Raw genomic sequence first — 15,171 nt, 5'->3', positions numbered from 1 at the left:
TAATCCACGTAACAGACCGCTCAGCCGTCATCTCTCTCGAAGTCAGTCGAGACGCTAAGATCCTTCCATCTCCTGTCAGCCTCAAGCGTCGCAAGAGCGCTCTTCTCAGCCGCCGCATAGCAATCGCTTCCCAGCAACAGCCGCAGCGGAGGCTCCGCCAGCGACACCAGCTGCAGAAGTGCCGCAGCAGCCTTAACCGGATCACCCGGCTGCCTCCCGTTGTAGCTCCGCTGAAACCGCACCGTCGCCCCCACAGTCGAGTCATACTCCGCCCGACCCTCCCGAAGCTCCGTCGACGAGCCAGCAAAGTCCGTACGAAAGCCACCCGGCTCCACAATCGTCACCTTCACCCCAAGCGGTCCAAGCTCCCGCGACAGCGACTCCGAAAATCCCTCCACCCCAAACTTCGCAGCCGCATAAGGCGCCCGCCCCACCGGTCCAAGTCGTCCAGCGATCGAAGTCACCTGGATAATATGTCCCGCCTCGCGCTCGCGAAAGTAGGGAATCACCGCCTTCGTCATGATGATCACGCCAAACAGATTCGTCTCGATCTGCGCACGAAACTCCTCAAGCGTCGTATCTTCTACCGGAGCTACATTCCCATAGCCCGCATTGTTCACGAGCACATCCAGCCCACCAAAGCGTTCAATCGCCGCCTCGACAGCATCCTTCGCCTGTGCCTCACTCGTCACATCCAGAGAAACCGCACGAACCCTCTCCCCAAACCTCTTCTCTAGATCGGCAAGCTGCGCCGGATTTCGCGCACCCGCCACCACGCGATCGCCTGCTTCCAGCACAGCTTCCGTAAACGCGCGTCCAAGTCCCCGAGAACTTCCCGTAATAAGCCAAACCTTTGACATAGAACCTTTCCTGGCCGACAGAATTATCAAGGTCCCGAGAAAATCGCCGGCACTTCTAATTGATTCAATCGAACGAATGAGGTTTCCAAATGAGCGCGAAATAAGCCAAATCGCAGAAGCGCTTGTCCTAATAAAACAGGCTAACCAGGAGCCGCCTCCTGAAAGCGTCCCCAAAAACTGCCTCCGTGCCTCCCACGCCAGCTACAACCACGGCAACAAGCCAGCAAACACGGGTTTATCGCCGGAGATCCCCGCGCCCTCTCTAAAATCGGCGATGCGAGGTGTAGGATTGCGTCGGCGAGCACCACTTCTGCCGCCAGCAATACTTTGGGAGGAATAGCGTGAAGAAAATCCAAGGATTCTTTGTGGGAGCCGCAATGACGGTGTCTCTAATCGCAATGGCACAAGAACGCGGCTCAAACGTCAAAGTCACCGGCTGGGTTATCGACTCCGCGTGTGCGTACACCAAAGGCCTCAGCAAACCCATCGGAGTAGCGTGCGCGAAAGCCTGCGCCAAAAACGGTTCGCCGCTGGTCATTCTGCAAGACGACGGAACCATCTATCTGCCGATCGACAGCAACACACCCTCCGCATCGCAGAACGCCAGACTACTCCCCTACGCAGGCGAGCACGTTACGGTCACTGGAAAGGACTACGCCAAAAACGGTTCCCACGGTCTCGTCATCGACACCATCTCAAGATGAACTGAACCGAGCCGGCACGCAAAAAGAGACGCGCAGCCCATTGGCCACGCGTCTCTTTTGAAATCCCCTAAAACAAATTACCGCCCGAAGTGAGCCGCATTCTTCGTCTGATACTCCGCCCACTTCTCTGGAAGGTCATCGCCGGCATAGATCGCCGAAACCGGACACACCGGCACGCACGCGCCGCAATCGATGCACTCCACCGGATCGATAAACAACTGCTCAGACTCGCCGAACCCGGACTCATCCTTCTTCGGATGGATACAGTCCACCGGGCAGGCATCCACGCAAGCCGAATCCTTCGTCCCGATGCACGGTTCCGCAATCACATAAGCCATCTCAAAAATCTCCCTTATTTACGTGTAAACTCACGTCTAAATTCACCGTCTAAATTCGCCGCGCAAAAATCAGCTCGTAGCTAGATTCTAGCAGCACAACCGCACTCCTTCGCAACTCGGCCGCTACGCAATTGCGACCTCTTCAAACCTCACTCCGTCGCACTTTGTCGCTCTGTTCCCGCGTCCGCTCCGCCAAATTCTCCGGAAAGATTCTCTCCTCCGAATTCGCAATCTCATCTCCACTCCACCAGCGAATCTCTCGCATGATCTCCCTCTCATCAGCCGTAACTCCCATCAGTTGAGGCTCCTCGCGCCGACACTTCGCCCTGAAGAGAAAATCCGTATTGTCCTGCATCTCCCCCTGATGCAGAAACTGATTCCTGTCGCAATAGACCGGTCCAGTCATCACCAAATCCAAACCAAGCTCTTCCCGCACCTCGCGCGCCGCCGCCTCAGTCTCCGTCTCGCCCGCCTCTATCTCTCCACCCGGCAAAGCCCAGAAGACGAACTCGCCATCCTCTCGCGGCACCACAAATCGAATCAGCAAAACCTCTCCGGACTCATCAAACAGCATCACCCGTGCCGTTCGTCTCTTCCGCACCCTACTTCGCCGCCAACCGCTTCGCTGCAAACTCCGCCGCTGAAGGAATCGCCGTCAGCTCCCGCCCCGCAAACATCTCCGTAAACAGATGCACCATCTCCCCGTGGATTCCGTGGGCCAGCCCATTCGTCGCCAGCACCTCGCGACTATCCAGCGTGAACTTCCCCCCATCGAAGTGAGTCACCGTCCCACCCGCCTCCTCCACCAACAAGAAACCAGCCGAAGTATCCCACGGATTCAAATTGAACTCCCAAAACCCATCCAGCCGCCCGCAAGCCACATAAGCCATATCCAGCGCCGCGCTCCCCGCTCGCCTCACTCCATGCGACCGCAGCGTGATCTCGTTATAGAAGTTAATATTCGGGCTCTCATGCCGCTTCTTGCTCGGAAACCCCGTAGCCGTCAGCGACTCCTGCAGCGAAGCTATCTTCGAAACCGAGATCTTCCTCCCATTCAGCCACGCGCCCTTACCTCTCTCCGTTGAAAACATCTCGTCGCGCAGCGGATCGTAGATCACCCCGGCAACCATCTCTCCATCCTGATCCGTAGCCAGCCCCGCGACGCGCCTCTCCAGCCCCAGCACCACGCAAAACGCCGGAAACCCATGCGCAAAGTTCGTCGTCCCATCCAGCGGATCGACGTACCACCGGAACTCGCTCTCCAACCCACTCCTCGTCCCCTCCTCGCCATACACCCCATGCGAAGGAAAAGCCGCCTTCAACTTCTCCGTAATCAACTGCTCGCTCGCCCGATCGGCCTCCGTCACCAGGTCCACATCGCCCTTGTACTCGGTTGCCACCCCCTTCACATAAAACCCACGCAGCAACGCCCCCGCCTGCCGCGCGATCCCTTCAGCAAGATGCGCAAACTCGAACTTCTTCACGGTAACCCTCCCATCGACCGCAGCCGTCTCCAGTGCTATCGTTGTCCTCCAGAGTATCCTGTGCCCGCCGAGCCTGCTCGAAACTCCATCTCTCTCGAGGTCAGTCATGCCAAAATTTCTGATCGAACGCGACATCCCCGGAGCTGGTAACTTCACGCCCGAGCAACTCCTCGCCATCTCCAAAAGCTCCTGCTCTACCCTCCGAGGCATCGATCCCGAAGTGAAGTGGATCACCTCCTTCGTCACCGCCGACAAGATCTTCTGCATCTACATCGCGCCCGACGAAGAGATCATCCGCCGCAACGCCTTCGAGGGCGGCTTCCCTGCCAACGTCATCACCCTCATCCGGTCCACGATTGACCCCAACTACGCCGACGCATAAACCTCACCGCGCGTCCGCGTAGTACCCAGATCTGTAGCGAAGGTCATACTTCCCCTTCATCTCCGCATCCGTCATCCGCACCTTGATCTGCCGAAATGAGCTGTCCGTCCCCCGCTTTGGCGCATAGTAACCCAGCAAATACTGCGTCCTCAGATCATCAGACACATGCGCAAACGCCGGCTCCAGGTCCTTGGGATCCACCACGTAGTAGTACTTCCCGCCCGTATCCTCTGCCATCTGAATCAGCGCATGTTCTCCACCCGTGTTCCTGCCCGCATCCGCATAGATCGGCACAATAATGATCGAGTACACCATTGCCCCCGCCCTCTGCGCCTGCTCCAGCGCCTGCGTATACCGCGCGCCCTTCACCGTATCTCCGCCATCGGTGATCAGCACAATCACCCGCCTCCGCCCATTCGCAGCCGAGGTCCCCGCCAGCCGGTCCGACGCCAGGTAGATCGCGTCATACAACGCAGTAGCGTCTCCATGCTGAATCGCGTTCAACCCACTCTCAATCCGCTTCGGCTGATTCGTAAACGGCACAATCTCCCGCACCACATCCGAGAACTCCATCAGGTCCAGCTCATCCTGCTCCCGCAGCAGCGCCCGCACAAAGTGCTTTGCCGCCTCCTTCTCCAGCCGCTCACTGGTCATCACGCTCTCACTCGCATCAATGGCAAGCACGATCGACAGCGGCGTCGTAGCCTCCTTCTCAAACACCGCAATCTTCTGCGGCTTCCCATCTTCCAGAATCTCGAAATCGTCCCTTCCCAACCCACCCACCGGCGAACCCTTCGCGTCCACCACATTCAACGCCACATTCACCAGCCGCGTCTCCACCTTAATCGTAGGAAACCCACCCGCGGGAGAGCCATTCGTGGAACCATTTGTCGCAGTGCCATTCGTCTTCCCACCAGCCTGCGCGCCGTTCGTCTGCGCATCAGCCACCGGAGGACTCTGCACATCATCCGGATCCTTCGGCGCCTGCGCCCCTACCGTCGGCGGCGGTTGCCGCACCACCGGAGCCTGCGACAGCAGATCACCCTGCACCATCAGCAACCCAACCAGAGCCCCGACCACCAATCTCACCGACCGCCTCCACCTTCGACCTTCGCCAAAGAACCCGGTGCCCCATACGTCGCTTCTGATGTAGGTGCATCATGCGCAGCATGACCGCTCTGCTCCCCATCTCCCGAATCCAAAGCCTCAGAAGCATCCCCCGTCTCACCGGGTGCCCCATATCTCGATTCTGAGATGTGGGCATCGTCCGAAGGGCGACCGCTCTCCTCCGCATCCATAACACCCAACCCTACCGCCTCAGGAAACGGCTCCCCATCCGCCCAGATCGCGCCATCCACAAACTGCTCCTTCTTCCAGATCGGCACCGTCTTCTTCAACGTATCGATCAACCAGCGGCAAGCCTCGAACGCCGCACCCCGATGCGCAGAAGCCACCACAATCAACACACTCGTCTCGCCCACCATCAGCCGCCCCAGCCGATGCACCAGCGTCACATCCCGCACCCCGAACCGCTCCACCGCCTCACCCGCCAGCCCGCGCATCTTCTCCAGCGCCATCTCCCGATAGGCCTCATAGTCCAAATACAGCGTCTTCCTTCCCCGCGTATTATCCCGCACGATTCCATCGAACACGCACACCGCGCCGTCCGCACCAGCCTTAATCTCCGCGACGATCTCCTCCCCCGCAATCACCTCATCCGTCATCTCAACCCGCATCATCCTATCCTCGTCCCCGCATACCCTCACCTTCGCAGTTGCCCTTACCTTTGCAGTTGCAGTTGCCTTTACCTTTGCAGTTGCCTCGGCAGTTGCAGTTGCCGCTGAAGTTGACGTTGCATCTCCAGTTGCCGTTGCCTCCTTGGTTGTCATCCCCGAAGGGGATCTGCTGTATCGCCCTTGCCGTTGCCTCTAGGTACGCCAAGGCTTCAGCCTTGGCCCTCTACCGACCAACCAACTGGGGCTTTAGCCCCTTTGGAAGCCTTCCTATCCCTGCCATCCAACTCCAAAACTCCCGCCGCTCACCGGCGGCAACAAAGCCACCTCATCGCCATCCTTCAACACATCCGCCGCTCTTGCATACTCCTGATTCACCGCCACAGCTATCGAATCCCAAACCCCACCGGCTCCCGCAGAACGCCCTTGACAAGCAGCAATCAAATCCGCCACCGAAGCACCCTCGGCCAACTCCATCTCCTCAACACCCCGGCCAAACGCATCCTTCAGCACCCCAAAATAAAGAACTCGCACCCGCATATCCCATCAGGATACGCGAGCACGAGTCTTTGACGTTCAGCCAACCTCAAACATCACTCCCCACCGGGAGCAACATCGTCCTACAGCAATCCTCATCGCACAGGCGAGTCCGGAAACGGAGAATTCGCAATCAAATCGCAGAAGTTCGGGCTCTTGTACCCCGGAATAAACCGCTCGCAAACATCCGCCTTCACCGTCCCCCACGTCGTCCCCGGCTTATGCTCAAACCCGCCAAAGAATGCCCTCACGATCCCGTCCTTGAAGTTCACCCGCGGATACTCCGCTACAATCGCCTCGCGAACGTCCGACGGAAAACTCTCAAATCCCTCCCCCAGCACATCCAGCCCGACGCCCGAAAACAACAGTGCCACCTCCGGCTTCATATACTGCGTCACCCCCGGAGTCGTATGCAGCGCAATCGCTGTCCAAGCCGTCTGCACCTCCTCCTCGGGAACGTTATGTGCAGTCAAAAACTGCCGCACCGCATTCGCACCATCCACCTCAAACCGCTCCGTCTCGCTGATGTACTTCTTCACCAGCCCAAGATCATGAAACGCTGCACTCACATACAACAGCTCAGGATCGAACCTGAGCTTCTTCTGCCGCCCCAGCTCAGCAGCAAACAAATAAACCCGGTTCGAATGGTTGAACAACAGATCCGTACCCTGCTCACGCAAAATCTCTGTCGCCTCTTTGGCAAGCTTGGTATCGGGAATCGCAGTAGCGGAAATCGTAAGGCTCATGGCACTCTCCTTTGGCACAACTCACTAACACCCCAATCCTGCGCCTCCCCCGCCCGCACCGCCACGACACAGATACAGCAAATTCGGACATCCCTCCGCGCCGGCCGTCTCCGTCTTTTCTTGCCATTCCGCAGCGAAGCTTGCCCCTGTACACCATCGAACTCAACTTTGTCTTTGTCTGGCTCGCTCTCTTTCGGCCAGATAAAAACTCGTCATCTCGACCGAAGCGGCGGACAGCCTCACCGTCCGTTGCGCAGTGGATTGCAGCCACAGCTCCCAGTTGCAGCGAACCGATTCATGTTGCGGTATCCGTCAAGACCCCCGTAGTTCGCCTTTGCACTTGTCGTACCCTGAAACTCATGCGAAAGATCGTCATCACCGGCCCTCCACCCGTCCAAATCCTGGACATCGCCGGCCCCCTCGAAGTCTTCGCTAACGCCGTCTTCGCCCACTCCCCCGACTACGACATCACCATCGCCACACCCGACACCACTCACCTCCTCCAAACCAACCGAGGCTTCGCCCTCACCAACGCCGTTCCACTCACCGAAATCACCGGCAAGATCGACACCCTCCTCGTCACCGGCGGCCCCGGCGCCGAATCCGGCACCTACGACCCCGCCTACATCGCGTGGATCGCCGCCGCCGCCACCCGCTCCCGCCGCGTCGCCTCCATCTGCACCGGAGCCTTCCTCCTCGCCGCCGCAGGCCTCCTCGACGGCCGCCAGGCCGTCACCCACTGGGACTTCTGCGACCGCCTCGCCCGCGAATTCCCCGCCGTCCACGTCAAGCCCGACCCCATCTTCCTCCGCGACGGCTCCGTCTACACCTCCGCCGGCATCACCGCCGGCATCGACCTCGCCCTCGCCCTCGTCGAAGAAGATCACGGCCACGCCACAGCCCTCGCCATCGCCCGTAAGCTCGTCATGTTCCTCGTCCGCCCCGGAGGCCAGGCTCAATACAGCCACATGCTCTCCCACCAGGCCGTCACCTCGCGGCCCCTCCGCGAGCTCCAGGTCTGGATGCTCGAACACCTCCGCGACAATCTCACCGTAGACAGCCTAGCCGAGCGCATGGGAATAAGCCCCCGCCACTTCACCCGCATCTGCCTTCGCGAAACCAACATGAACCCCGGCCAGTTCGTCGATCGCATGCGCGTCGAAGCCGCGCAACAAATGATCGACAGCTCCAACATGGGCCTCAAAGAAATAGCCGACGCCACCGGCTTCAGCACCGCAGACGCGATGCGCCGCACCTTCTCCCGCATCCTCGGCATCACCCCAGCCGAATACATCCACCGCTTCAAACGCCCCACCCATACCTAGACGAAGACAACCACAGTCACTGCGAGTGTATCGGCGATCCATATCGATGAATTTTGTCCAGCCCAATGCAAGCCACACCCAAGCACATCAACACCCAGCAGAGGACAAAACGCAACAGGATGGATCTCCGCAATCGACTGTCCGGGAAAAAGGAACGGTGAGGCCGCCAAGCTCTGTCCCATCGATACCATTTAAATTCTCTCCCAGAACATGCTTCGTTGGTCTCACGAACCAACTTGATCGTTGCCTGCACAAGCCTTACGTAAACCAAAAGAGCTGCCAGACCAAATAAAATCCCGACGAAAGTCATCGCCGCAGTCTATCTCACGCTATCTCGTTGCCTTCGCGGCCTTCTCCTTCGCCGCACGATACTTCTCCAACAGCGTCCTTCCCTTAGCCCCCAGCTTCTTCGCAGCAGCCTCCGTCTTCGGCACCGCCTCTCCCCACGCATGCGCACTCAAAGCCAGCCGCGTCGATTCTCCAATCCTTCACCATCGGCCCACGAGGATGAGTAAAGTGCCTCGTCAAAACGATCCCTTCCTTCGCATCTTCTCCGGAGTATCCGCCTTGCCCTTCACTCCCGGCTTCAAATTCGCCCCCTCCGTCTTCTTATAAAACTCTCTTCCCGCCGCCGTCAGCCCGCCCTTCGGATCCTTACCCTTCGCCCGCATGGACTTCGAGGAAGCCTTCTTCACCGCTCTCTTCTTCACATCACGCTTCTCTTCATTCGGCACAAAACCCTCTACCCTTGAGAATCGCTTCACTCGCAACAGGTTTCTTCCGTATTCATCTCCATTGATCCCGTCAACCCCAATAGGCGCAAATTGCACCATCCGCAGTTCCAATTAGATGTCGCCCAGTCGTCACCTTTCATCGACCGTCTCTGTAACCGCTGCGATAGCGTCACTTGCTCATCATCCGTTCAAACAAAGCCAGCCCGACCAACATCCACGCGCCTTTTAGCATCAAACCAATATCAATCCCGCCGCACCGTCCATGATCATTCCATCCATCCCAAATCTCATAATTCAGTGCATACTGGCCAGCTCCGTCGCATTACTTCTCTCGGCCCTCTTCCCCATCCGGTGGATCTGCGGTATGCTCCCTCGTGGATTCGCACGTTCCACCTGGCGCTCCATGAGCATACTCATCCTTCTCTCTGCCGCAGGCGTCACCGTATTCCTGCGCATCAACAGCACAGAAGGCCCAAACCACCACGAAGACTGGCTCGTCAGCCTTGTCTTCCTCGCCGCATCCATCTTCGTCGTCACCGTCTGCACCCTGGCGCTCAACACGGCCAAGGATGTCTCGAAGATTGCTGCTCTCGAGTTTGCAGCCATCGTCGATCCCGTCACCGAGCTCTTCAACCGCCGTCACATCATGGCTCTTCTCGACGCGCAATGCCAGCTCTCCAGCGAGCACAACTCACCCTTCTCCATCCTTCTCATCGACATCGACAACTTCAAAACCATCAACGACACCTTCGGCCACCGCGCCGGAGACATCGTCCTCAAAGAGCTTGGCCGCGTCATCGCACGCATCATCCCCGACTCCAGATACATCGGACGATACGGCGGAGAGGAGTTTCTCGTGATCCTCCCTCAATCCGCCTCCAGCGAGGCCTGGAGCGTCGCCGAACGCGTTCGCAAAGCAGTTCAGTCCACGATGATCGCGTACGAAGCAAAACCCATCAGCTCCCCCACCATCAGCATCGGCATCGCCACCGCCTTCGGATGGAAGGAAACCTCCGAAGACCTGATCGAGATCGCCGACGAAGCGCTCTACTCTGCCAAAGCCACCGGCCGTAACCGCGTCTGCCACGCCTTCGAATCCTCAGGAAGACAATTTGGCTCGAGATTCACCGTCGTCTCAGCGACGCAATAGCAGCCATCACCTGCCGTCTCAGGCTTCACCGGCTCACACTTGCACCGGCTCATAGTGCAGCAGCACACTCCCATTCCCAAACACGCGATGTTTGGTCAGCTTCAACTTCAACTTCTTCTCCAGCCCTTCAAACATCGTCCTTCCCCCACCCAAAGCCACCGGCACCACCGCGATCTGATACTCATCGATCAGCCCCGCATCCGCCAGTTGCGCGACGATCGTTCCACTCCCGAAGATCACCATCCCTTCCCCGGCCTTCGCCTTCATCTTGCGCACCGCCTCGACCGGATCATCCTTCATCAGCGTCGTATTCTTCCACCCCGCTGTCTCCATCGACTTCGAAAACACCACCTTCTTCGCACTATTCATCTTCTCCGCGACCTCAGGCATCATCGCAATCGCGGCAGACGTTGGCCAGAAGCTCACCATCAGGTCGTACGTCTTCCGTCCAAACAAAAGCATGCCCTTCCCGCTGGCATTGCCTTGTACAAACTCATTCCACTCTGCGTCATCATTACGAGCCCAGCTCATGTCGCCCTTCTCATCCGCAATGTAGCCATCAACTGACACGTTGTTGAACACCATCACTCTCTGCATTCCACTCTCCTTTATCTCTGCCGTAGTCGCCGTTGCCTTTGTCGTTGCGTTGCCTTTGCCTTTGCCGTTGCCTTTGCTTGTCCTCCAGTCCAACAAAAAAACGGTCATTTCGACCGAAGCTGCTCACAGTCTCACCGTGAGCAGCGCAGTTGGAGAAACCCCCGCATCTCGTCTTTGCTGGTGCCCCTGTCTTCTTTCTGTCGCTCTGCAACGGGAGAATCTACTGCCGTCTCCAAAGCAGTACCTACTTAGGCCCAACCACCGCAAACAGAGCCCCCTGCGGATCGATCCCCTGCACAATCCAACTCCCGCCCGGAACCTCATGCGGCCCCATCAACACCTTGCCGCCCTTCTCCTTCACTCTCCCCGCCGCCGCCTCCGCGCTCTCCACATTGAAGTAGTAAATCCAACCCGGACGATTCGCCTGATCCTCAGCAGTCATCATCCCGCCAATCGGAGGCCCATCTGCCGCGAACATCTGATACACCCCCATCGGCCCCATATCCATCGCCTCAGTCTTCTTCCAGCCGAACATTCCGGAGTAAAACTCGAACGCCGACTTCCCATCCACAGCATGCAGCTCATGCCAGCTCGTATAGCCAGGCGTCCCCGCCGGCGGCTCCGGCGGTCTCTCTGCTCCCTCCTTCGGCTGAAACAGCACAAACACCGTTCCCTGCGGATCGGCCACCACCGAAAAACTCCCAACACTCGGAATCTCCCGAACCGGACGATGCAGCTTCCCACCCGCCTCCTGCACCCGCTTCGTAAATCGTTCCACGTCATCAACCCCGATATAGCCGATCCATCCCGGCTTCGTCCCACCGGTAAAGAACTCCTTCGGCATCGCCATCATCCCCGCAACCGGCACCTTTCCCGCCTTCAAGATGGTGTAAGGTTCCCCCGGAGTCACGCCCGCCTGCGTATCCGCCTCCCACCCCACCACGCCGCGATAGAAGGCCTCAGCCGCCTTCGCATCCGAGGTCACCAGCTCATACCAGACAAAATTCGAGGGCCCGGCCTTCCCATTATTAAGCGTCATCGTCTTCTCTCCTTTGGTTGATGAAACAGAAAGCATCTCGACGGTCCCCGCAAATCGGCCAGGCCCAGCCGGCAATCACGAAGCCCCGTCCTGCACTGACTACGCACGAACCCGGATCAAGTTCACTTCCGAAGTAAAAACCCGTCAGGCAAATTCTGGCCACCAACATACCCACCGGTAGGTACAGTGTCAAGCCGTCTCCTTATCTCTCGCCATGACAACAACTCCCCCGCCGTACGAATACAAACGAAGATGAAGGCGCCACTCAAAAATCCTGCGAACATGGCAAAAACTCCTGGCAACAGCCGCGATTCTCTACTGACTCGTTCAAGGGACAAGCGCCCAGCCCCTTCCCACTACCATCGCCGCCGCGACCTTCGGGATACCGTGTTTATGCGGTCTTCGGAATCTCGCCGCGTACGACGTATACAACACCCAGCCCTCTTTTTTTGTTTGGTCTATCGAGCCATCCACGCGAAGCCGGAGTCCTCCGCCAGATGTTCATAGACTTCTGGTTTGGACCGCGCCTGCACGCTCGTAGTTCACGAAAATCACGCCCTTCGAGGTGACTGTGCTCTCCGTCACCTTGAATGCCGCCGGGATCGTGCCCTCGGCAAACAATCGTTTTTCACCGCCCAACGTGATCGGAAATATCTTCAACCAGAACGCATCGACCAGATCATGCTTCATAAGCGTCTGCACGAGATTTGCGCTTCCATAAACGTGCAAATCCGGGCCTTCCTGTTGCTTAAGTTCAGCGATTTTTTTGGCAATATCTCCGTTGAGAAACACGGACGGCTGCCATTCGTGAGAAGTCACGGTATTCGAGGCGACGTACTTGGTCGCTGAGTTGACGCCTGGCCAAATGTCATTATGTTGCGGCCAGAATTGTGCCCAAAGATCAAACGTTATGCGCCCTAGCAACAAGTCAAACGGCATGTTCATCTGCTTTTTTACGGCCGCTGAACTAACTGGGTCGGAATGCATACGTATCCACCATGGCGGGCCACTGGTATCTTCCTCTGGGTCGCCTGGGGCTTCGATGACGCCATCAAGTGAGACAAATTCAAGCACATTGATCTTTCTCATGACTGAGTTCCTTTCGAGTCCTGCCCCTGGGCTCGTGGCAACCCCGATGCCAGCCCGTCGGGCCGGCATCGGAAAAAACGCGCGCACCACTACCGCTTCAATCCGTGGATGCAAGAGCGGCTATTTGCTGACGGGCTGATTCGGCAGCTCAGCCCGTTTCGCTACTTTGTACTGAATCTCCTCTTTGGACAGGACGGGTGCGAAGTCTTCCATCTCAAAGACCTGGCGGATTTCGATCTCGGACTCGCCGCCGTGGGGGTTGGGGCAGCGCTTGACCCACTCAATGGCCTCTTCAAGGGACTTGACTTGCCAGATCCAAAAGCCGGCGATGAGCTCCTTGGCCTCGGTGAAGGGGCCGTCGATGACGGTACGAGACGTGCCGGAAAATTTGACGCGTGCGCCTTTGGAGCTGGGATGGAGGCCATCCATGGCGAGCACGACGCCAGCCTTGATGAGCTCTTCGTTAAACTTGCCCATCTCCTGCAACATCTGTGGATCGGGGAGGGCGCCTTTTTTGTCTGCCTCTGGGGTTGATTTGACGATGACCATGAATCGCATTGCGGAATCTCCTTTGGGTTGAGCGATGGTTGGGTGGCTTATCTTCGGGTTTAGCTATTTTTGTTGACTAACCGGTGAACTCGGATTGAAAGCGCAGTTGGATCGCTTCGCCCTCTGTGGACGAGTCGAAGTTGTCGGGGTGGTGAGTAGCGACCAAATACTGCGTCATCATCTCTCCTGTAACGGTCTCAGGCGGGCCTCTTGCCTGCCTTCACTACATAGTCGAACGACCGAACCGGAATTCGACAGATCGTCCAGAAAAAATTTTGCTTCTTCCGCTCTTCAGATCAAAAAGATACGCGTCCGCCCAAAATCGTAAAGCGTGGAACCAACCGGTCGCTTTAGACGTTCTACCGACACGGGAGGAATTCATGCCTCAGGCTGCATCGAGTTCAAGGCTTGTCTCATGGCGTTGGGCGCTCCTGGCGCTTCTCGCAACCCTGGTTGGTTTGGCATCGCTTCGCTACGCCCTGCCCAAAGTCCCTTTTCCCGCCGGCCTTCCGAACTTTCAGCTACGCCACAAGTGGCTCATCGCTCATGCAATCTTTGCTTCCATCGCGCTTCTGACTGGCCCCTGGCAGTTCCTTCCTCTCATAAGACAGCGTTGGCTTCCTATGCATCGCTGGATAGGAAGGATCTATTGCGGCGCGGTCCTTTTGGGATGGTTGGCCTCGTTACCCATAGCAGCCCATGCGCAGGCAGGAGCCATCTCTTCCGCGGGTTTCCTCACACTCGGCTTTCTCTGGGTCGGCTCCACCGCCGCGGGCTACTTCACGATTCGTTCCGGCAAAGTAATCGCCCATCGCAGATGGATGATCAGAAGCTTCGCCCTCACGGCGGCTGCGATCACTCTTCGCATCTACCTTCCACTTCTGCCGCTCACTGGACTTTCCTTCTCGACAAGCTATCGAATTATCGCCTGGGCCTGTTGGGTACCAAACCTGTTCTTCGCAGAGTGGCTTCTCCGCCACCAGCCAACTCCCGAACCCATCGCTCATCTCCTGCACGGTCATCAATCGGTAAGCGCCGATTGATCGAAAAAGAACAGCCGCGTCCTCAATCCCGCTCCTAATATGTAGGCCGGGTGCCGGGTGCCCCATATCTCGATTTCGAGATGTGGGCATTCGCGCCCGCGCGAACCGCTCCTCTCCCCTCAACAACAGAAAGCTCACTTGCGTGGACCACTGACGAACGGGACACAGTAGAACCCCAATCTCAAAAATCAATCAAACAACCCAGCCGCCGTCACACCCGGATACCAAACCCTCCCGCCCTCCACCCGGGCAAACTCCGTCATCTCGTGCACCCTTCGCGAGCTCCCACCCTCAGCCGTCACAAAGATATCCTCCACCCCTTCCCCACGAGCCAGAACCGCATCACCAATCAGCGACCGGTGACACCTCCAGGGCACCGCCTCCGCACACATCACCACCGCAGTCTCCAAATCCGGCAGCCCCATCAGCCAGTCGATCTCCGCGACAAACTCCGCCGTCTGCATGTAGTCCGCATAACCCCGAAAGCTCTCATTCCGCCATCCCGTATTCACGCTGTCCTTCCGCGCAGCCCTGCGCCCACCCAACCCCACCCGCCACACTCCGCGAATCCCAGCCCCCTCAAGCGAAGCAAACAACCTCTCCTGCCCAAACTGCGGATGTCTCTTCGACCCCGGATACCGCCTCACATCCACCAGCGTCGAGCACCCATTCTCCCGCAAAGCCCGCAGAAACGACTTCAGCTCCAGCGTCGAATGTCCAACCGTCATCATCCCAGCCACCGCCCGAAAATAAAGTTCCAAAACGTGTCACATTTTTAGACGCTCAAAACATGACGGCTAAACACCACACCAGCCACGCAAATCACCACAACCACACCACAAAAACACCACACCAAAACAC

At 57.9% G+C, this 15,171-nt stretch carries 19 protein-coding genes; 5 read left to right on the top strand and 14 right to left on the bottom strand.

The window, feature by feature from the left end:
* Positions 1 to 20: 20 nt before the first annotated feature.
* Positions 21 to 860 carry an oxidoreductase gene (locus tag RBB81_RS09945; RefSeq protein ID WP_353073571.1) on the bottom strand — a complete coding sequence of 280 codons (840 nt, stop codon included), beginning with the start codon at positions 858 to 860 and terminating at the stop codon, positions 21 to 23.
* 341 nt (positions 861 to 1,201) lie between these two features.
* On the opposite strand from RBB81_RS09945, the gene RBB81_RS09940 reads away from it, so the two are divergent.
* Entirely contained in the window at positions 1,202 to 1,564 is a 363-nt protein-coding gene (locus RBB81_RS09940) for a hypothetical protein (RefSeq protein WP_348641582.1), read from the top strand.
* Positions 1,565 to 1,641: 77 nt separating this feature from the next.
* On the opposite strand, the gene RBB81_RS09935 is transcribed toward RBB81_RS09940, so the two are convergent.
* From RBB81_RS09935 to RBB81_RS09925, 3 genes are all read right to left on the bottom strand, one after another.
* Positions 1,642 to 1,902 (bottom strand): 4Fe-4S dicluster domain-containing protein, encoded by a 261-nt coding sequence (locus tag RBB81_RS09935; RefSeq protein WP_179581765.1) that lies wholly within the window; start codon positions 1,900 to 1,902, stop codon positions 1,642 to 1,644.
* Between the two features lie 142 nt (positions 1,903 to 2,044).
* Positions 2,045 to 2,503 (bottom strand): NUDIX hydrolase, encoded by a 459-nt coding sequence (locus RBB81_RS09930; protein ID WP_353073570.1) that lies wholly within the window; start codon positions 2,501 to 2,503, stop codon positions 2,045 to 2,047.
* Position 2,504: 1 nt separating this feature from the next.
* Entirely contained in the window at positions 2,505 to 3,494 is a 990-nt protein-coding gene (locus RBB81_RS09925) for an inositol monophosphatase family protein (RefSeq protein ID WP_353073569.1), read from the bottom strand.
* Here RBB81_RS09925 and RBB81_RS09920 point away from each other — a divergent pair.
* Entirely contained in the window at positions 3,493 to 3,768 is a 276-nt protein-coding gene (locus tag RBB81_RS09920; protein WP_179581762.1) for a DUF4242 domain-containing protein, read from the top strand. The two genes, RBB81_RS09925 and RBB81_RS09920, sit on opposite strands and share 2 nt — an antisense overlap.
* A gap of 3 nt (positions 3,769 to 3,771) precedes the next feature.
* Here the strand turns inward: RBB81_RS09920 and RBB81_RS09915 are convergent, their stop codons facing one another.
* The 4 genes from RBB81_RS09915 to RBB81_RS09900 form a co-directional block, all read right to left on the bottom strand.
* Positions 3,772 to 4,857: a VWA domain-containing protein gene (locus RBB81_RS09915; RefSeq protein WP_348641583.1), complete on the bottom strand. Its 1,086-nt coding sequence runs from the start codon at positions 4,855 to 4,857 to the stop codon at positions 3,772 to 3,774.
* Positions 4,854 to 5,657, bottom strand: coding sequence for a molybdenum cofactor biosynthesis protein MoaE (locus RBB81_RS09910; protein WP_353073568.1), 804 nt, complete (start codon positions 5,655 to 5,657; stop codon positions 4,854 to 4,856). Before RBB81_RS09910 ends, RBB81_RS09915 begins: the two co-directional genes overlap by 4 nt.
* Before the next feature lie 114 nt (positions 5,658 to 5,771).
* Entirely contained in the window at positions 5,772 to 6,035 is a 264-nt protein-coding gene (locus tag RBB81_RS09905) for a MoaD/ThiS family protein (protein ID WP_353073567.1), read from the bottom strand.
* Positions 6,036 to 6,133: 98 nt separating this feature from the next.
* Positions 6,134 to 6,784, bottom strand: a complete 651-nt coding sequence (locus RBB81_RS09900; protein ID WP_353073566.1) for an HD domain-containing protein — start codon at positions 6,782 to 6,784, stop codon at positions 6,134 to 6,136.
* A gap of 359 nt (positions 6,785 to 7,143) precedes the next feature.
* On the opposite strand from RBB81_RS09900, the gene RBB81_RS09895 reads away from it, so the two are divergent.
* Entirely contained in the window at positions 7,144 to 8,109 is a 966-nt protein-coding gene (locus tag RBB81_RS09895) for a GlxA family transcriptional regulator (protein WP_353073565.1), read from the top strand.
* A gap of 524 nt (positions 8,110 to 8,633) precedes the next feature.
* On the opposite strand, the gene RBB81_RS09890 is transcribed toward RBB81_RS09895, so the two are convergent.
* Positions 8,634 to 8,873, bottom strand: a complete 240-nt coding sequence (locus RBB81_RS09890; protein WP_353073564.1) for a DUF6321 domain-containing protein — start codon at positions 8,871 to 8,873, stop codon at positions 8,634 to 8,636.
* Between the two features lie 373 nt (positions 8,874 to 9,246).
* On the opposite strand from RBB81_RS09890, the gene RBB81_RS09885 reads away from it, so the two are divergent.
* Positions 9,247 to 9,993: a GGDEF domain-containing protein gene (locus tag RBB81_RS09885; RefSeq protein ID WP_353073563.1), complete on the top strand. Its 747-nt coding sequence runs from the start codon at positions 9,247 to 9,249 to the stop codon at positions 9,991 to 9,993.
* Between the two features lie 33 nt (positions 9,994 to 10,026).
* Here the strand turns inward: RBB81_RS09885 and RBB81_RS09880 are convergent, their stop codons facing one another.
* From RBB81_RS09880 to RBB81_RS09865, 4 genes are all read right to left on the bottom strand, one after another.
* A complete protein-coding gene (locus RBB81_RS09880) occupies positions 10,027 to 10,698 on the bottom strand; it encodes a dihydrofolate reductase family protein (RefSeq protein ID WP_353073562.1) in 672 nt (223 codons plus the stop codon).
* 136 nt (positions 10,699 to 10,834) lie between these two features.
* Entirely contained in the window at positions 10,835 to 11,629 is a 795-nt protein-coding gene (locus RBB81_RS09875; protein WP_353073561.1) for a VOC family protein, read from the bottom strand.
* Positions 11,630 to 12,130: 501 nt separating this feature from the next.
* Positions 12,131 to 12,718, bottom strand: coding sequence for a dihydrofolate reductase family protein (locus tag RBB81_RS09870; RefSeq protein WP_353073560.1), 588 nt, complete (start codon positions 12,716 to 12,718; stop codon positions 12,131 to 12,133).
* 120 nt (positions 12,719 to 12,838) lie between these two features.
* A complete protein-coding gene (locus tag RBB81_RS09865) occupies positions 12,839 to 13,276 on the bottom strand; it encodes a YciI family protein (protein WP_353073559.1) in 438 nt (145 codons plus the stop codon).
* A 371-nt stretch (positions 13,277 to 13,647) separates the two neighbouring features.
* Here RBB81_RS09865 and RBB81_RS09860 point away from each other — a divergent pair, with 371 nt between their 5' ends.
* Positions 13,648 to 14,310 (top strand): DUF2306 domain-containing protein, encoded by a 663-nt coding sequence (locus RBB81_RS09860; RefSeq protein ID WP_353073558.1) that lies wholly within the window; start codon positions 13,648 to 13,650, stop codon positions 14,308 to 14,310.
* Between the two features lie 188 nt (positions 14,311 to 14,498).
* Here the strand turns inward: RBB81_RS09860 and RBB81_RS09855 are convergent, their stop codons facing one another.
* Entirely contained in the window at positions 14,499 to 15,071 is a 573-nt protein-coding gene (locus RBB81_RS09855) for a DUF488 family protein (protein WP_353073557.1), read from the bottom strand.
* Positions 15,072 to 15,171 lie beyond the last annotated feature (100 nt).

It is taken from the genome of Tunturibacter gelidoferens (assembly GCF_040358255.1).
In the GTDB taxonomy this organism is placed as follows: domain Bacteria; phylum Acidobacteriota; class Terriglobia; order Terriglobales; family Acidobacteriaceae; genus Edaphobacter; species Edaphobacter gelidiferens.
Note: the sequence above shows the minus strand (reverse complement) of the source record. Positions and strands in the feature narration are given on the sequence as shown.

What these genes read in the sequence shown, in the direction of transcription:
- RBB81_RS09945 (WP_353073571.1), bottom strand. Translation starts at nt 860, where the DNA reads ATGTCAAAGGTTTGGCTTATTACGGGAAGTTCTCGGGGACTTGGACGC.
- RBB81_RS09935 (WP_179581765.1), bottom strand. Translation starts at nt 1,902, where the DNA reads ATGGCTTATGTGATTGCGGAACCGTGCATCGGGACGAAGGATTCGGCT.
- RBB81_RS09920 (WP_179581762.1), top strand. Translation starts at nt 3,493, where the DNA reads ATGCCAAAATTTCTGATCGAACGCGACATCCCCGGAGCTGGTAACTTC.
- RBB81_RS09925 (WP_353073569.1), bottom strand. Translation starts at nt 3,494, where the DNA reads ATGACTGACCTCGAGAGAGATGGAGTTTCGAGCAGGCTCGGCGGGCAC.
- RBB81_RS09910 (WP_353073568.1), bottom strand. Translation starts at nt 5,657, where the DNA reads ATGACAACCAAGGAGGCAACGGCAACTGGAGATGCAACGTCAACTTCA.
- RBB81_RS09900 (WP_353073566.1), bottom strand. Translation starts at nt 6,784, where the DNA reads ATGAGCCTTACGATTTCCGCTACTGCGATTCCCGATACCAAGCTTGCC.
- RBB81_RS09895 (WP_353073565.1), top strand. Translation starts at nt 7,144, where the DNA reads ATGCGAAAGATCGTCATCACCGGCCCTCCACCCGTCCAAATCCTGGAC.
- RBB81_RS09885 (WP_353073563.1), top strand. Translation starts at nt 9,247, where the DNA reads ATGAGCATACTCATCCTTCTCTCTGCCGCAGGCGTCACCGTATTCCTG.
- RBB81_RS09880 (WP_353073562.1), bottom strand. Translation starts at nt 10,698, where the DNA reads ATGACCGTTTTTTTGTTGGACTGGAGGACAAGCAAAGGCAACGGCAAA.
- RBB81_RS09875 (WP_353073561.1), bottom strand. Translation starts at nt 11,629, where the DNA reads ATGACGCTTAATAATGGGAAGGCCGGGCCCTCGAATTTTGTCTGGTAT.
- RBB81_RS09870 (WP_353073560.1), bottom strand. Translation starts at nt 12,718, where the DNA reads ATGAGAAAGATCAATGTGCTTGAATTTGTCTCACTTGATGGCGTCATC.
- RBB81_RS09865 (WP_353073559.1), bottom strand. Translation starts at nt 13,276, where the DNA reads ATGCGATTCATGGTCATCGTCAAATCAACCCCAGAGGCAGACAAAAAA.
- RBB81_RS09860 (WP_353073558.1), top strand. Translation starts at nt 13,648, where the DNA reads ATGCCTCAGGCTGCATCGAGTTCAAGGCTTGTCTCATGGCGTTGGGCG.